Origin of the sequence: Micromonospora sp. NPDC051141 (assembly GCF_044455765.1) — a bacterium.
In the GTDB taxonomy this organism is placed as follows: Bacteria; Actinomycetota; Actinomycetes; order Mycobacteriales; family Micromonosporaceae; genus Micromonospora.
Window position 1 is genome coordinate 40,281 of record NZ_JBITFD010000014.1, and the last position, 15,384, is coordinate 55,664.

Consider the following 15,384-nt stretch of genomic DNA (forward strand, 5'->3'; position numbering starts at 1 on the left):
AAACGAGCGGTGATCACCATCCAACGGACACCCGACAATCCGATGCTCACCACCGGCGGCATCGGCGAGGAGAGAACTCGTCATGGCAGACGGATCCATCACCAAACGCTGCAGCTGCCGCAAAGACGGCAAGCGCCTCGGCGCCCAATGCCCCAAGCTGCGCCGCGGCAGCGGCTGGAACCCCCACCACGGCTCGTGGCGGTACCAAATCGAACTTCCAACCAATGCCGCCGGAGAGCGGCGGCAACTACGCCGCACCGGCTTCGACACCCGCGACGAGGCCGCACAGGAACGCGACCACACCCGCAAGCTGCTCGACCTCGCCGGCCGCGACGAGGTGCTACGTCGGCAAATCGCCGACCTGCTGCAGGCATGCAAGCCAAACCAGCCCCTCCCCGACACCGACCACGTCGCCCGCCGCATCCGCGCCGACGCGCCCATCGACAACCGCCTCACCCTCGGCGAGTACCTCGCCGAGTGGATCAAGGGTCGGACCAAGCTGGCGCCCGCGACCCGGCGCAGCTACCAGGACCACATCGACAAGTACTGGACGCCGCATCTCGGGCAGGTCGTGTTGCAGGAACTCGGCGTAGCGCACATCGAATCGGTGTTCGCGACGATCGACGCGCGCAACACCGAGATCCTTACCGCCAAGGCGAGTCCGGTCAGAGAGATCCGCGAAACGGTCAAGGGGATCCGCACGGTCGGCGCCGCAAGCCAACAGCGAATCCTCGCGACGCTACGTAAGGCACTCAACGACGCGCGCCGGCTCTACCGCCACAAACTGCTCGAGCACAACCCGGCCGAGTCGGTCGAGCTGAAATCCGGCAGGCCACCCAAGCCTCGCCTGTGGACCGATGTGGCGGTCAACCGGTGGCGCCGCACAGGGCAGCGACCCAGCCCGGTCATGGTCTGGACACCAACGCAGGTAGGCGAGTTCCTGGACTTCGCCGAAGCCCAGGACCCCGAGCTATATGCCCTGTTCGACCTGGCTGTCCACCGGGGGCCACGCCGGGGCGAACTGTGCGGCCTGCACGACTACGACGTGGACCTGGAGGCCGCCGCGATCACCATCACCACCCAGCGCACCAGCGTCGGTTACAAGATCGTCGAGAAGACGGTGAAGTCGGCAGCCGGGGACCGTGTCGTTGACCTCAGCGACGAGAGCGTAACGAGCCTCCGTCGGTACCTGTCGCGCCGGGCCGCATGGAAGGTCATCGCCGGTGACGCCTGGGTCGACGGCGACATCTTCTTCGTCAGGCAACGCGACGGCCAGCCCTGGCACCCGGAAACGGTCACCGGCCGGTTCGACCGGCTCGTTGAACGCAAAGGGCTGCCACCGGTACGGTTCCACGACCTACGGCACGTCGCCGCGACCCTGATGCTCGCCACCGGGGCAACCATCAAGGAGATCCAGGACACCCTCGGCCACTCCTCCTACAACCTGACCGCCGACACCTACACCTCCGTGCTGGCGGAGCTGAAGAAGACCACGGCCGAGGCGACGACCAAGCTGATCCCGCGCCGCAACCGCCCCAAGGCGGCGTAGCGTCGGATCTAGTGGATCGGCACCCGCGCTGGCTTGCTATATGCAATTTGCATGAAGCAGAAAGTCGCACAATGGGTCCGATTCGCTCGGAAAGAAACTCCAGGTTAGAGGCTATTGACCCTATTTGCGGCTGCGGTATCGCAGGTGTTGGAACGAGTGCCACATGTGACCTCGCGTCACCTTGGTCGTTGTGCAGGAGCGGGCAACCGCAGGCATGGGAAGGGGCGGCACCGATGGCTTCGCGGGCCCGGGGTGCCGCCCCCAACCTGCACTGACACCGTAGGTAGGAGCGCAGGTCTGATGAAACTAACGAAGCTCAGGCACAAGAGGCTTCGGCCGAGTAGTCGCAGAGGCAAGCGGAAGGGGCGGCCGTTGGCTGAATGGGCGGCCCTGTTGAGCGCTCTCGCGGCTTGCTTGGCTGCGATGACAGCCTTCGTCAGCGAGATTTGCCGGTGAGCCAGAACAACCGCGGCAACCCTGGCTGTCTGCATCAAGGTGGACGAGCCGAGCAGTCATCGCCTGGTCCGCAAGCTTTCTTGCGTGCCGTCTCGGTTCAATTAACGTGGCGGGCCGGCAGGCGGCCCGCCGCCCAGGTGAGCGGGTCGCCTACCGGTCGGGATGCGACCAAGTCGCCGCGTTGCGCTGACTGAAGAGCGGTGTGGAAATACCGACTTGGGCACACCGCTCGAGCCGTCGAGCAGGCAGAGGCCGCGCTGCTGCACGACCCGAAGCTCCCCGATGAGCGCGGTGCTGTTGCGGGTCGTCGTGCTCGCGCCAGCCAATCGATAATCCGTGCCGGTTTGGGGCGGTCGGTGTGGTGGTCCACCCATCCACCCTCCGAGCGTGCGCCGTCTGTCGACGTCTTTGTCGCCCAGCCGCGCGGCCGGCGCGGAGGTAATGCGGTAGCTGCAGCAACTCGCTGGGCGTTCCGTCTCGCTCCAGGCATCGTCATCGTGCAACGCCAACGTAATGGCACAGTCGCTGCGAGGCAGCGTCTAGGTCGCGGCGCGCAGGATTTCGGTGACGAGTCGGCTGGCGGCGTCTGGGCGGCCTTGTGCGGTAGCGGCCTGGGCCATGGCGATGCGGTGTTCGCGGTTAGTCAGGAGGTGGGTGAGGTTGTGGGTGAGGTTGTCGGCGGTGGCTCGGTGGTCGTCGAGTATCACGGCGGCGCCGGTGTCGGCAAGGTGTCGTGCGGTGATGCGTTGCTCGTCGCCTGCGGAGTGGGGGTAGGGGATGAGGATGCTGGGTTTGCCGAGGGCGGTGAGTTCGGCGACGGTGCCGGCTCCGCTGCGGGCGACGACGACGGTGGCGGCGGCGAGGAGGTCGGGCATGTCGTCGTGAATGAAGTCAACGACGCGGTAGCGGGTTGCGAGTGGTGGGGGTAGGTCGCGGGCGGCCTGCTGCATCTCGGCGTGGTTGAGACTGCCGCATTGGTGCACGATCTGGCAATGGTTGAGGAGGTGCGGTAGCGCCTGTGCGACCAGTCTGTTGATCTGTTGGGCGCCGGAAGCGCCGCCGGTGACGAGGACTAGGGGGATCTGGGGGTCCAGGTCGTAGGCGGCGAGGGCCTTCGCGGGGTCGCCGCGTAGGACGGCGGGCCGGATGGGGTTGCCGGTGACGACGGCGCGATTGCGGGCGCGGGGGGTCAGGTGTTGTAGGGATGCTTCGTGGCTGAGCAGGATGCGGGTGGCGACGCGGGCGAGGATGCGGTTGGCCAGGCCGAGGATGAGTGTTTGTTCGTGGAGTAGGTAGGGGACGCCGAAGAGCCTCGCGGCGAGGCCGATGGGGACGGAGACGTAGCCGCCGGTGCTGAGGACGACGGCGGGGCGGGTGCGGGCGACGGTGAGGGCGGCTTGCGCGATGCCGATGGGGATGCGGAAGGCGTCGACGATGTTGCGGCCGAGTTCGCGGGGGTTGGGTGAGCGTCGTAGTTTCCCGGTGGTGATCGCCTTGAACGGGATGTGGTGACGTTGGGCGATGGTGGCTTCGAGGCCGTCGGCGACGCCGACCCAGAGGAGTTCCGGGGTGGCGTCGGCTTCGGCGAGCCGTTCTTGGAGTGTGACGATGGCGGTCAGCGCCGGGTAGGTGTGTCCGCCGGTGCCGCCGCCGGTGACGAGCAGGCGCAGGCTGCGTAGGCGTTGGGCGCTGTAGAGGGCCATGCGGGTTACCACTCCGGGGGTTCGGTGCCGGACGCGATCGAGGCAGTTTAGCGGGTGGTATGCGCGTGTTGCGGGTGTCTCGTGGCTATCGGAGGTGGTGGTCCGCTGCCTGCTCGATCATGGCGGCGGAGGCGGTGAATGCGGCGGGGGATTTTCCCCAGGGGTCGGGTACGTCTGCGCCGGGGAGGTAGAGGGTCACCTTTGGCCGGTCCTCGGGGTCGGCCTGTTGGTGTAGCTGCCCGAGGATCGACCGGTCCATTGCCAGGATGGAGTCGGCCCAGTGGAGCATCTCCGCGGTGAGTTGTGTGCCGCGGTGGCTGCTGATGTCATGGCCGAGGGCTTCGGCGGCCTGCACCATCAGGGGGTGTGCGGGCTGGTGGAGGAGCCGGCCGGCGTGCAGGGCGGCCGAGCGGACGGTGACGGTGTCGTGGCCCCGGCTGGTGAGGATCGCTGCGGCAAGAGGGCTTCGGCAGTGGTTGCCAAGACAGACGACGAGGATTCGCTTTCGAGGTGATGCGCCTGGCATGCGGAGTCCTTCCCGAATGGGTGGTGCGTGGCTCGCCGCTAGGCCGTCTTGACCAGGGCCGACGTGCCGAAGGTGGTAGCGGCCTACGGATTCCGGCTGCTCAGAGCGTCGTGCAGGGCGGCCACGACGAGGTTGACGTCCTCGGGTCGCAGGGAGGGGTGGAAGGGAAGGCTGAGGATCCGGCGCCCGATGTCCTCGGTGACCGGCAGGTCGGTCGTCCAGCGCGCGAAGGCGGGCTGGAGATGGTTCGGCGGGTAGTGAACGCCGACGCCGACGCCCGCGGCGCGCATGCGGCGGAGAACCTGGTCCCGGTCGGGTACCTGGATGACGCAGTTGAACGGGACGGTGTGGTCGATGTCGACGTCGGTCATCTCGGCCCCGGGGACGCCGGCGAGGGCCTGCGTGTAGTGGCGCCAGAGTTGCTGGCGGATCGTGCGGGCGTGTGTGAAGTGGGCCAGCTGGGCGGAGCCGATCGCGGCGTTGAGGGATTGCAGGTGGGCGCGGATGCCGAAGCCGATCACGTCGTAGGTGGTGCTGTCGGCTCGTTGGGCGAGGGTCTGTGCGATACCGACCGTTCTCATGCGGCGCAGCGTCTGCGCCTGCTGGGGTGTGCGGGGGACGATCGCTCCTCCTTCGCCGCAGGTGAGGTTCTTCATCGGGCCGAAGGAGAAGCACGTCACGACGTGTGGGTTGGCGCCGACGAGGCGGCCGTTGAGGTCGGAGCCGAATGCCTGCGCCGCGTCTTCGATGGTGAGGATGCCACGCGCATCGAGGTGGTGCTGGATGCCGGTGAGGTCGACGGCTCGGCCGGAGTAGAGCACGGGCAGGACCGCCCTGGTGGCCGGCGTTATGGCGGCGAGGACGTCATCGGGGCGCACGCAGAGGTTGTTGTTGTCGACGTCGATGAAGACCGGGTCGGCGCCGGTGGCCACGATCGCTTGGATGGTGGAGCAGAAGGTCAGTGACGGGACGATCACCTCGTCGCCGGGGCCGATGCCCGCTTCGAGTAGCGCCAGGTGCATCGCGGCGGTGCCGGTGGCGACAGCCACGACGTCGGGGACGTCCAGGAAGCGTGCGAGGTCGCGTTCGAAGCGTTCGGTGAGCGGGCCGTGGCCGTAGTGGCCAGCGAGGAGGGCATCGGCGACCGCGGTGATCTCGGGCCCGTAGAGGATGGGGCCGGCGTTGCGGCTCGCGCCGCCGGGCATGGCGAAGGTCATCGGGCGCTCCCGGTCAGGTCTCGTGGTGGGACTGGGGAGGGGATCGGTCCGGTGGCGGTCAGCGGCGGTTGACCGGCGGCGATCGTTTCCACGTACTTGATGAGGTGGATGTCGGTGGCGGCCCGGAGCCGGTGGTGGTCGATGGGGCGGTCGAAGAGCCCGTTGAGGAATTGGCCGGTGAGGTCGGCGCCGGCGGCCTCGCTGATCGGGAAGGCCCCGGCGACTCGTGCGTTGACCTCGGTGATGAGGACTCGGCGCGGATGAGGGGTGCGGAATCCCTGGACGCAGCACAGGCCGGTCATGCCGACTGCGGCGAGGGTGGCCGTGACGGTCTCGGCGACCTGGTCGTCGTGGAAGGTGCGCGCGGCCACGGCCAGGCCGTTGCGGACCACGAGCCGGTCACGGGTGATGATGGAGACGGTGCCGTTGTGGTCGATGAGGCAGTCGGCGGTGAACTCCGTCCCGGAGACGAGTTCCTGCACGATCGGGTCGTCGGTCAATTCGCACAGCACGCGCGCCTGTGTCGGTGTGTGGCAGACGGTGACGCCTTTTGCGCCGTGGCCGCGTCGTGGTTTGACGATCAGGTCGGTGCCGGGCGGGATCTGGTCGAGGTTGTCCGGTAGCCACGTGCGCGGTGTCGGGACGCCATGATCGAGGGCGCGCCGGTGGAAGGCGGCTTTGTCGTGGCAGGCGGCCATGGCGGTGAGGCTGGGCAGCCAGGTTCGGACGCCGAGGGCGGCCAGCTCGTCGCGGATGGGGATGAGGCGGAGGATCTCGCTCTCGGCGGTGGGGATCAGCGCGGCGGGTTGCTGCGACCGGCAGATGTCGAGCAGGGCGCTGAGGTATCGGGGGTCGCTGCTGGGCGGGACTACGACGGGAGTGAGGCCCGGCAGGAAGAGCCCTGCGGCAAGTCTGTTCGCGTCGGCGCCGATGACGTGGTGGCCGCGGTGCTGCAAGGTCCGTGCCAGGTCGAAGCCCGGGGCGCCGCCGACGGCGGTGACCAGCAGCGTCTGCCCTGTGAGGTCAGCCGACATGGCCGGGTCCGTTCGGGGTGGTTGTGGTGGCGGCGAGCTGGGGGGATTCCCAGCGGTCGGGGTTGTCGCGGTACCACTGCACGGTCTGGGCCAACCCGGCCGCCAGGTCCCAGACAGGCTGGTAGCCGAGGTCGTCGCGGGCCTTGCGCGGATCGACGGAGTACCGGATGTCGTTGGCCAGGCGGTCGGGGCCGTATTCGACGCGATCCCAGTCCGCGCCGATCTCGGCGAGGAGCAGAGCGGTCATCTCCCTGTTCGTCAGGTAGGTGCCGCCGCCGATGTTGTAGGCCTCCCCGGGTAGTCCTCTGCGCATGACCAGGTCGATGCCCTGGCAGTTGTCCTCGACGTGCAACCAGTTGCGCACGTGCTGACCTCGTCCGTGCAGGGTCACCTTCTGACCGGACAGCAGCCTGGTGACGAACAGTGGCACCAGTTTCTCGTGGTGCTGCCCGGGGCCGTAGTTGTTGACTGAGCGGGTGATGCATACCGGCACGTCGTAGGTGTGGAAGTACGACATCGCGATCTGCTCCGCCGCCGCCTTCGACGCCGCGTACGGCACGGTCGGGCGCAGCGGGTCGCCCTCGCCGGCGGTGCCGGTGCGCAGCGGGCCGTACACCTCGTCGGTCGACACGTGCACGAACTTGTCGACCCCGTAGCTGCGGGCGGCATCGAGCAGGTGGAAGGTGCCCACCACGTTGGTCTGCACGAACGACCCGGCGTCTCCGAGCGACCGCGTGACGTGCGACTCCGCCGCGAAGTGCACAACGGCGTCGTGCTCGGCCACCAGCCGGTCGACCAACCGCCGATCGTCCAACGTCCCCTGCACGAATGTGACGAGCCCGTCGTCGAGCGCGGCACTCAAGTTGCCCAGATGCGCCGCGTAGGTCAGCGCGTCGACCACCGTCACCTCAACGCCCCCGGCGGCAAGCAACCGCTTGACGAAGTGTGAGCCGATGAACCCGGCGCCGCCAGTGACGAGGACTCGCTGGGTCTTCCTTCTGCGCGGCTCGGACTCCTGCATCGTCATGTGCACGACCTCTTCCTGTCTCTGGACTGAGGGGGACACCGGCGGTCGCGATGGCCGAGCCTGTCGCGGCGTCGACCACCGCGCCGATGCATCGACGCTATGGAATGACGGCGGTCGGGGGCAGTGTGCGTTCAGGACCGCCGACTCGACGAACTCACACAGGGTGTGAAGGGCTCACACCCCTTCGCTCACCGCGCCATCGTCTCTAGGCTGAAGACATGGCGGAGGCGAACATCCTGCTCGATGCTCTCCTCGACCGCGCCGCGCTGTCGCACTCCGCCCTGGCGCGGCACCTGAACGCCCTCGACACCGCCTTGCACTACGACCACGCATCCGTCGCCCGGTGGATCCGCGACCACGCCATCCCCCGACACCCGGTTCCCCTGCTGATCTGCCGCATCATCGAAGATCGCCTCGGCGCTCCCGTGACCCTCGCCGACATCGGAATGGCCCGGGACCAGGATCGGGAGCCGTCAGCCCTGCCTGCAGTCATCGACCGAGCCACCGCGCTGTGGCGGGGGGACCAGAGGGGCCACCATCCGCGCAAACCCGTGGCCGGCGCTCAAGCCGTCGCCCCGCTATGGGAATGGGAGCACCCGCCCGACGAGGGCAACCTCGCCTACAGCCGCGACCCCGGCAGCGGCCACCACCGCGTCGACCGCGTGGACGTGCAACGACTGCGCCTGGCCCGGGATCGCTACCAGGAGATGTACCGCCGCGTCGGCGGCGTACCCGTACACGCCCGCGTCCTGGCCACCCTCACCGACCAAGCTGCCCCTCTACTGCGCGCGGCTTACGACAACAACCGCGGACGTGACCTCTTCCAAGCCGTCGCCGGACTGGCGGCGCTCGCCGGCGTCTGCGCCTACGACGCCAACCGCCAAGCGCTAGCACAACGCCACCTACACACCGCCCTGCGGCTGGCCAAAGCATCCGGCGACCGCGCGCTCGGCGCCTACATCGTCGCCGTCATGGCCAACCAAGCGTTGCACCTGCACGAAGACCGGCTCGTCGTCCAATGCGCCCAAGCCGCTCTACGCTCCAGCGGCTCCGCCATCTCATCAGCCCTGGCCGCCGACCTGCACGCCCTCGCCGGCAAGGCGTACGCCCGCATGCGCGACGCGACCAGCAGCCACCCGCACCTCCGCCAAGCCGAAACCCTCGCCGCGCGCCTCGACCCGACGACCGGTCCCGTAGAAATCTCCTACGTCCAACCCGGCCTGATCGAAACCCAAGTCGCCGAAGCACTACGACGCCTCGGCGACCTCACCGCCGCCCGCACCTACGCCGAAGAATCCGTCCGCACCGCTCGCACCACCCACCCACGTGCGAAAGTCCATCGTCACGCCGGTCTAGCCCTCGTGCTCACCGCGCAAGGCGACCTCGACCGCGCCACCGAGGCCGGCCACCACATGCTCGACCAACTCACGGGCATGGAGTCCGGCCGACTCACCGACCGTATCCGGCAGGTCACCACCGCCTTGACATCACACGCAACCGAACCCACCGTCGCCGCGTTCCTGGAACGAGCACAACACCACACCGACGAACCGACAGGACCCTGATGCGCTGGAAGATCCACTCCGAACGGACCCTCTACCAAGACCCATGGGTCCACCTCGCCAGCGCCGACGTCGAACTACCCGACGGCCGCCACCTTGACCACCGCATCATCCGCACCGCGGCACCCGGCGCCGGCCTCGCCATCGTGATCAACGCCAGGGTACTCCTCATCTGGCGACACCGATTCATCACCGACACCTGGGCGTGGGAAATCCCTCAAGGCAGCATTCGTCCGCACGAAACCCCCGCCGCCGCGGCCGTCCGCGAGGCACAAGAGGAAACCGGATGGCGCGCCGAGGGACCCATCACTCCACTGGTCTATGTCCAACCCTCACCCGGACTACTCACCAGCGAGCACCACATTTACACCGCCGCGCGGGCACAACACCTCGGACCACCGGAAGACGCTCACGAAAGTCAGACAATCGCATGGATCCCTCTGACCGACATCCCCGCCCTCATCGCTAAACGCGACGTCGTAGCGGGCACGACTGTCGCAGCTCTCAGTCTTCTGCTCTGCGCACCACGTTAGGCGGGTCGATGCCTCTACACGTCCTTGTGGCCTCGCACCCGAATCCGGTGTCGCGGCTGCGGTCGGTGGTTCCTTCGGCGGCTCAATGGCTCGGGAAAGGGAGCTGCTGCGCCTGGGGGCTCCATGCGCCATCGCGGTGCTGACAGCACGTGGTAAACCCGGTGCTGGCCGCCCCGCCAAGCCCGACCGTCGCCAGTCTGTTGGAAATGGACCACAGCGGAGCCAGCGTCTTGAGTAGGCCGAGGACGATAGTCGCGAGCTGGTCAGTCAGGTCACTTATCCCGTGAGGGGCGCGACAGCCACAGTTGTCCACCTGTAGGCACGGTATTCTCGGCGCAGCGCAATCAGTGTGGCCTGTCGGATGGTTACCCGGGCAGGCTGCTGGTGACGGAGGTCGTTGAGGCAGTCGCGGATCGGTCCGGCCGGTGCTTGTGAGCCGCTGTAGGCGATCGTGACGTGGGGCCGGAAACCTTCCATGGCCTCCGGTACGGTCTGCCATACCGCGCCGATGGCCTCGCGGATGGTAGCGCGGAGTTGTTCGACGCGGTGCCAGGGACGCACAAGCAAGCCGACTCCTTCCGCATCGGGGTCAACCGGGCCAAGTGACAGCTCCAGAGGCTGCAGTTTGGTGCAGCGTTGCCGGGTTTCAGCGACGATCGCTTCGATGTCGCCGTTATTGACCTCGTCGGTGAAACCGAGTCCTTGCATGGTCAGGTGCAGTCCGTCGAGCGGCACCAGATCCAGTCCGGGCAGAGCGAGTGGGCGTTGCAGGTCGGTGACGAGGCGATGCAGTTCAGGCCGGCGTTCGAAGGTGAGGTGCCAGGTGTAGAACTGACGGCCGGCTCGCCAGCCCGGGCGCCAGTACCAGTGGTTGGTGAGTTCGGGCAGTTCCTGGTAGGCGGTCCAACGCTCGTGCAGGTTGGCCAGTTCCCGGCTGCTCATGACAACGATGGTAGAGCGGGCTGAGCGGTGGCACCGACCTGTGTGCGGTCGACGAGCACGTCGGCGACGTGCCGCAACGCCGCGTGACGGGCGAACGGCTGGGCGGTGGTGAGGAACTGGCGGGTACGTTGATGGACCGACTCGAAGCGCTGGTCTGCAGTGAGGACGAGTGCTTCCTCTGCCAGCATTGCGGCCTGCTCCGGATCGGGGTCGCTGGCGTGCAGGTGCGCAGTGGCCAGGTCTAGGCGGCTTAGTGCTCGGGGGCCGGCGAGCTCTGCGGTGTCGAATGCGGCGATGGCGGTGGCGAGGTGACTGGTGACGCCTGCGGTGCGGCCGAGCGCCAGGTAGGCGGTCGCCGCATTGGCCGCAGTCCTAGCCTCGCAGTACGGGCCGAGGGCAAGACTCGCGCTGACCTCCGAACTGGCCGGGCAGTCGGACAGCAGGGTGAATGCACGGTCCACGGCGCGGTCGACGCCGTACCGGTCACCGAGACGGGCGAGGGCTCGGGCCTGCCCGTTGATCGTGAGTCGAATGCGGTGTTCGCCGGTGCCGCTGCGGCGCAGACCGTCCTGAGCGTAGGCCAGCGCATCATGATAATCGCCGGTGTAGAAAGCGATGAGGCTCTGCGTGGCCCGCGTCCAGGCTTGCACTTCGGGCTGCTGGGCGGCCTCGGCGAGGTCGAACGCTTCGGCGGCGTAGGCGTGTGCCAAGCCGAACACGCCGAGGTCCAAGGCGAGCGCGCCGAGAAGTCCGGACAGATGGGCGGCGACGGCGTAGAGCCGAGCGCGTTGCGGTGGATGTTGCCTGCCTGCCATGAGCCGGTCAACGTAGCGGCGTAGCGGCCGCATGCGTGTCATTAGTGCTGCCGGGGTGAGGCGTTCGTTGTCGGCGATTGCCTGTCGAACCTCCAGTTCGACGTACGCTAGGCGGGCGTCGTCGTCCGTGGAGGACTTCAGCGCGAGTCGGCGAGCATCAACACTATCCTCGCATTCCCACAGAACATCGTGGTCATCCGCCCCTGGAACACCACGACTGAAACTGGCGACCGGGGCCATCGGCCCTGACACAGCCGTGCTCTGAATCGCCGACGCGCGGCGTAGGCGGCGGTCTAACTCGGTGATGCGATCGTACTCAGCGACGAGCACGCCCCCGCTTCGTAGCAACGTGTCGCAGCGCGACCAAAAAGTTCGGTCGGGGTGTTGGTGACCAGTCTCGGTGTTCGCCACGGAACTGCGCCCGTACTGCATGAGCCGCGCAAACTCGTGCTGGGTGTGACCGCTAGCTCTTCGGAGCTGAGCCAGACGGCGACCGAGTGCACGGCGGGCGGTCCTGATCTCGTCGCTGTCAATCAACGCTACCCACTCCCATCCCACGAGCATGGCGGTTACAGCTTGTGCCGAATCGGGCGGGCATAGCCATATAGTTCCTCGGTTGCCGAGCTACATCAAGCCCGTCAGAGAGCTGCACGCCACCCATAGCCGCCTACCGCATCGGTCAGACGCCCGTTGGCCAGATCGATGCCTGCCGGTGGTCGCATGGTAGGCGGTCACACGGGCATCGAACGCGGGCAGCGTCATCACCCACAAGAGCAGCCCTCGACTCCCGACATTTCGCTGACATTCCTTACTGCGAGAGGTCACTGTCACGGGAATGTCGGCGGATTGTCGGAACCCGCTGCCGAGCCTGGCCGACATCGGCCGATCTCGCCTTAAGTCGCTGTGTGCACCTCGGCGACGTACCGCTGAGGGGTTGTCGAGCGGCTTACGGAGGGGGAGACAGGATGCCATTGCTCCTGCCGATCACACCGGCCTCTTGGCGGTGACAGCAGCGCGCTACAAGCGTACGGACTTGGGTGGTCAATAGCATGGACGTCCAGCTAGGGATAGAAGTTTCGCAGTCTGTGTCCAACCGGCTAGTCGGACGTGCCGATGCTGCTCGTCAGGCACTCGCTCCACAGATGTCGGTTGCAACGGTGATCTGCGCTACCGAAGACGATATTCCCGAGCTCGCCGCGCTTCTGGCCTGCACTCTGTCAGCCGGCGCGTTAGGTGCATGGCTGGTACCTGACGCGGGCGTTCGTGATCGGGCACTACGAAGTTATGCCGAGTTCGTGCTCATGCAAGCAGTGCAGCACGGCCGGGTCGATACGACCGAGGATCGTGCGGCGGTCGCGGTGTGGTTTTCACGGCTGGAGTTCCCGGCGGCGGGTGGGGGGTGGACGTATGAGCTGCGCCGGGTGCTCGGCCCGATGGCGGCGCGGATCGCAGTACTGCACGCGGTGGCGCCGCACACGCCGCATCACTACCTGGCACAGATCGCAAACCGTCCCGGGCAGGGTGCAGCCGCGAAGGCCGTGCTGGAGCACTGTCACCAGGCCGTGGATGCCGAAGGGCTGCCAGCATACGCACAGGTGTGCAGCAGCGAACCTCGTGAGAGCTTGCTGGGCCAGCTCGGCTACGTGCCACGGTCACCGGTTCTGTTGGGCTCCGGTGGTCCGGTGCTGTGGCGAATGTGGCGACGACTACCCACGTCCGAGCAGGATCGTCTATTGCCGCGCCGTACCCGACTACATCGCGCTGCGCCTTGCAGTGGCGATCTGATCTCCGTCGATCGGAATTTTGCAAGTACTAGAGGTCAGAAATTACCTGCTACCGGTTGAGGCGGATCAACCGAGCGGAATCCCCTTCATTCACCCCTCAGCCAATTGGAGGCATCCCTCATGCTGTCCGCGATTCCCCGCTTCCGTGCAAGGGCGTCCTTACGGGGGCGTCGTGCACGGCCGTGGCTGAGAACTCGGCGTCGGTCTCGTGGGTTTGGTGCTGCTGTCACGGTCGCGGGAGACGTGACGTCGGCCGGGCTCGGTCTGGGCGTCGCAATTCGCCGACAGTGGCCCGACGGACGGCACGACCTGTTCGGCCACACCCACGACGTCGAGGCCGCCATGGGAGCGTTGGGGGTCCAGCGCCGCTACTGGCGGCGCGGCCCGGTCAGGCCGACGGCGCTGCATCTGGTGGCGGTGTCTGAGCAGGCGGTCAAGGATCACCCGACGTCGGGCTGCCGCGCCGCGTCGTGCCCCGGCTATCCGATGGAGGAGAGCCGGTGAGGTCGACGTATGTGCCGGTGGCGCTGCAACGCGGCACGGCGACTCCGTTCGGGTTGCGGGTGGTGGGCGCGGCGGCGTCGGCACCAATGGTGGTGCTCGTTGGCGGCATCGTGACCACGTTCGCGGCCACGGGTGTGGTGGCTTTGCCGCTGGTGTTCGTGGCGGTGACCGGGGTCGTCGGGTTGTTGGCGGTGGGGTATGCGGCGATGGCGGTGCGGGTGGGGCATCCGGCGGCGTACTACGGGATCCTGGCGGCGGGTTTGGGTCGGCGGTGGGGTGTGGCCGGCGGCCTGGTGGCCTTGGCGGCGTACAACGCGATTCAGATCAGCTTGTACGGCCTGCTCGGGTCGGTGGCTGCCGCCGCCGTGGGCGGGGCGTGGTGGGTGTGGGCGCTGGCCGCGCTGGTCGTGGTGGGGTGGCTCGGGGTCCACACGATCGTGACGTCGACCCGGGTGGTCGCGGTGGTGCTGCTGCTGTCGCTGCTGGTGGTGGCGTTGTTCGTGGTCGCGGGCCTTGGTGCGCCGGCGCCGGGCGGCGGGTCGCCGTGGACGGGGTTCTCGGCGGCTGAGCTGACGGTCGGTGGTGTCGGCGGGGCGTGCGCGTTGTGCGTGGCGGCGCTGATGGGTGTCGACGTTCCGGGGTCGCTGGGTGAGGAGGCCACCGATCGTGGCGCGATCTACCGGGCCACGGTCGGTGGGGTGCTCCTGCTCGGTGGGGTGTACGCGGTGGCGTCGTGGGCGATGGGCGTGGCGGTCGGCCCTCGGGCGGTCGCCGCGGTCGCGGCAGACCCCGACAGCGGTTTGCCGTTCTCGGTGCTCGCCCGGCTCGGTGGGTGGTGCGTGCTGCTGGCAGAGGTGCTGCTGGTCGCGGCGATCGTCACCTCGATGCTGGTGTTCCACCACACCGTGGCCCGGTACGGGTTCGCGATGGGCCGCGAGCAGGTGCTGCCCGGCTGGCTGGCGCAGTCCTCAACCGGCCAGCAGGTAGCGGCGCCGCGCGAGGCGTCGCTGGCCCAGTCGACCCTTGCCGCTGTGGTGGTCGGCGCGTTCGCCGTGGCGGGGCTGGATCCGGTGCGGGTGATGTTCTCGTGGTTGTCGGCGTTGGGCGCGATGGGCTTGTTGTGTCTGCTGCTGGCCGCGTCGGTGGCCGCGCTGCGGGCCCCGGCCGGGGTGCGTGGCGAGGGGTGGAGTTGGTGGCGGTGGCGGATCGCGCCGACGCTCGGCGTGCTCGGCGGCTTGGTGGTGCTGGCGGTCATGGTTGTCAACGCCGGCTCGCTGTTGGGTGCCGTCTCGGGGTCGTTGTATCCGCTGCTGCTGCCGGCGTCCTTGGCGGTCACCGCGATGGTGGGCGCGGCGTGGGGGGCCCGACTGGAGCGGTCGAGGCCGGAGGTTTCGGCTGGGATCGGCCAGGGCCAACCGCGCCGTAACGCGGTGCCGGACAACATCTCCGAGTCGATCTGAGGCCTCGGCGATGCGATCGAACCCCGGCACCGTGCACACCTCTCACCGTCAGGGCGGCCACTACGGCGAGCCCGTCCGAGACGACCCGTCGTACGGGCCGCCGCCGCAGCGGCAGCCACCGACACCCCGACACCCCGTCGCACCGTACGCGGCCCCGCAACCTCCGGCGCGCCGGCATCCCGCGCCGCCGGGTCCACCGCCGATGGCCACAGGCGGGCCGCCCGAGGCGGCATGGCCGGGGCCCAGTCAACCGCCTGTGGTCTATCCGACAG

General features: G+C 68.0%; 13 protein-coding genes. 6 read left to right on the top strand and 7 right to left on the bottom strand.

The annotated features are described in order from the left end of the window. Positions 1 to 82: 82 nt before the first annotated feature. Positions 83 to 1,549, top strand: coding sequence for a tyrosine-type recombinase/integrase (locus ACIA6B_RS24540; RefSeq protein WP_396776666.1), 1,467 nt, complete (start codon positions 83 to 85; stop codon positions 1,547 to 1,549). Between the two features lie 995 nt (positions 1,550 to 2,544). On the opposite strand, the gene murG is transcribed toward ACIA6B_RS24540, so the two are convergent. From murG to ACIA6B_RS24565, 5 genes are all read right to left on the bottom strand, one after another. After that, entirely contained in the window at positions 2,545 to 3,708 is a 1,164-nt protein-coding gene (gene murG, locus ACIA6B_RS24545; RefSeq protein ID WP_396776668.1) for an undecaprenyldiphospho-muramoylpentapeptide beta-N-acetylglucosaminyltransferase, read from the bottom strand. Positions 3,709 to 3,793: 85 nt separating this feature from the next. Next, entirely contained in the window at positions 3,794 to 4,234 is a 441-nt protein-coding gene (locus tag ACIA6B_RS24550; RefSeq protein ID WP_396776670.1) for a low molecular weight protein-tyrosine-phosphatase, read from the bottom strand. 83 nt (positions 4,235 to 4,317) lie between these two features. Then, on the bottom strand, positions 4,318 to 5,451 hold the full coding sequence (locus ACIA6B_RS24555) for a DegT/DnrJ/EryC1/StrS family aminotransferase (protein ID WP_396776672.1): 1,134 nt from the start codon (positions 5,449 to 5,451) through the stop codon (positions 4,318 to 4,320). Next, a complete protein-coding gene (locus ACIA6B_RS24560) occupies positions 5,448 to 6,485 on the bottom strand; it encodes an ATP-grasp domain-containing protein (protein ID WP_396776674.1) in 1,038 nt (345 codons plus the stop codon). The genes ACIA6B_RS24555 and ACIA6B_RS24560 overlap by 4 nt, the downstream gene beginning before the upstream one ends. Next, positions 6,475 to 7,512, bottom strand: coding sequence for a dTDP-glucose 4,6-dehydratase (locus ACIA6B_RS24565; RefSeq protein WP_396776676.1), 1,038 nt, complete (start codon positions 7,510 to 7,512; stop codon positions 6,475 to 6,477). The genes ACIA6B_RS24560 and ACIA6B_RS24565 overlap by 11 nt, the downstream gene beginning before the upstream one ends. Positions 7,513 to 7,730: 218 nt before the next feature. Between ACIA6B_RS24565 and ACIA6B_RS24570 the strand changes: the two genes are divergently transcribed. Beyond that, complete coding sequence (locus tag ACIA6B_RS24570; RefSeq protein WP_396776678.1) at positions 7,731 to 9,077, top strand: hypothetical protein; 1,347 nt, start codon at positions 7,731 to 7,733, stop codon at positions 9,075 to 9,077. Then, on the top strand, positions 9,077 to 9,607 hold the full coding sequence (locus ACIA6B_RS24575) for an NUDIX hydrolase (RefSeq protein WP_396776680.1): 531 nt from the start codon (positions 9,077 to 9,079) through the stop codon (positions 9,605 to 9,607). Before ACIA6B_RS24570 ends, ACIA6B_RS24575 begins: the two co-directional genes overlap by 1 nt. Before the next feature lie 276 nt (positions 9,608 to 9,883). Here the strand turns inward: ACIA6B_RS24575 and ACIA6B_RS24580 are convergent, their stop codons facing one another. Together ACIA6B_RS24580 and ACIA6B_RS24585 are read right to left on the bottom strand one after the other, a co-directional pair. Beyond that, positions 9,884 to 10,549, bottom strand: a complete 666-nt coding sequence (locus ACIA6B_RS24580) for a 2'-5' RNA ligase family protein (RefSeq protein WP_396776682.1) — start codon at positions 10,547 to 10,549, stop codon at positions 9,884 to 9,886. Next, the gene (locus tag ACIA6B_RS24585) at positions 10,546 to 11,928 is read right to left on the bottom strand and encodes a helix-turn-helix domain-containing protein (RefSeq protein WP_396776684.1); all 1,383 of its coding nucleotides are present in this window, start codon (positions 11,926 to 11,928) and stop codon (positions 10,546 to 10,548) included. Before ACIA6B_RS24585 ends, ACIA6B_RS24580 begins: the two co-directional genes overlap by 4 nt. A gap of 578 nt (positions 11,929 to 12,506) precedes the next feature. On the opposite strand from ACIA6B_RS24585, the gene ACIA6B_RS24590 reads away from it, so the two are divergent. From ACIA6B_RS24590 to ACIA6B_RS24600, 3 genes are all read left to right on the top strand, one after another. Then, entirely contained in the window at positions 12,507 to 13,208 is a 702-nt protein-coding gene (locus ACIA6B_RS24590) for an N-acetyltransferase (RefSeq protein ID WP_396776686.1), read from the top strand. Between the two features lie 183 nt (positions 13,209 to 13,391). Next, entirely contained in the window at positions 13,392 to 13,652 is a 261-nt protein-coding gene (locus tag ACIA6B_RS24595) for a hypothetical protein (protein WP_396776687.1), read from the top strand. After that, the gene (locus ACIA6B_RS24600; RefSeq protein WP_396776689.1) at positions 13,649 to 15,112 is read left to right on the top strand and encodes an APC family permease; all 1,464 of its coding nucleotides are present in this window, start codon (positions 13,649 to 13,651) and stop codon (positions 15,110 to 15,112) included. The genes ACIA6B_RS24595 and ACIA6B_RS24600 overlap by 4 nt, the downstream gene beginning before the upstream one ends. Positions 15,113 to 15,384: the final 272 nt, after the last annotated feature.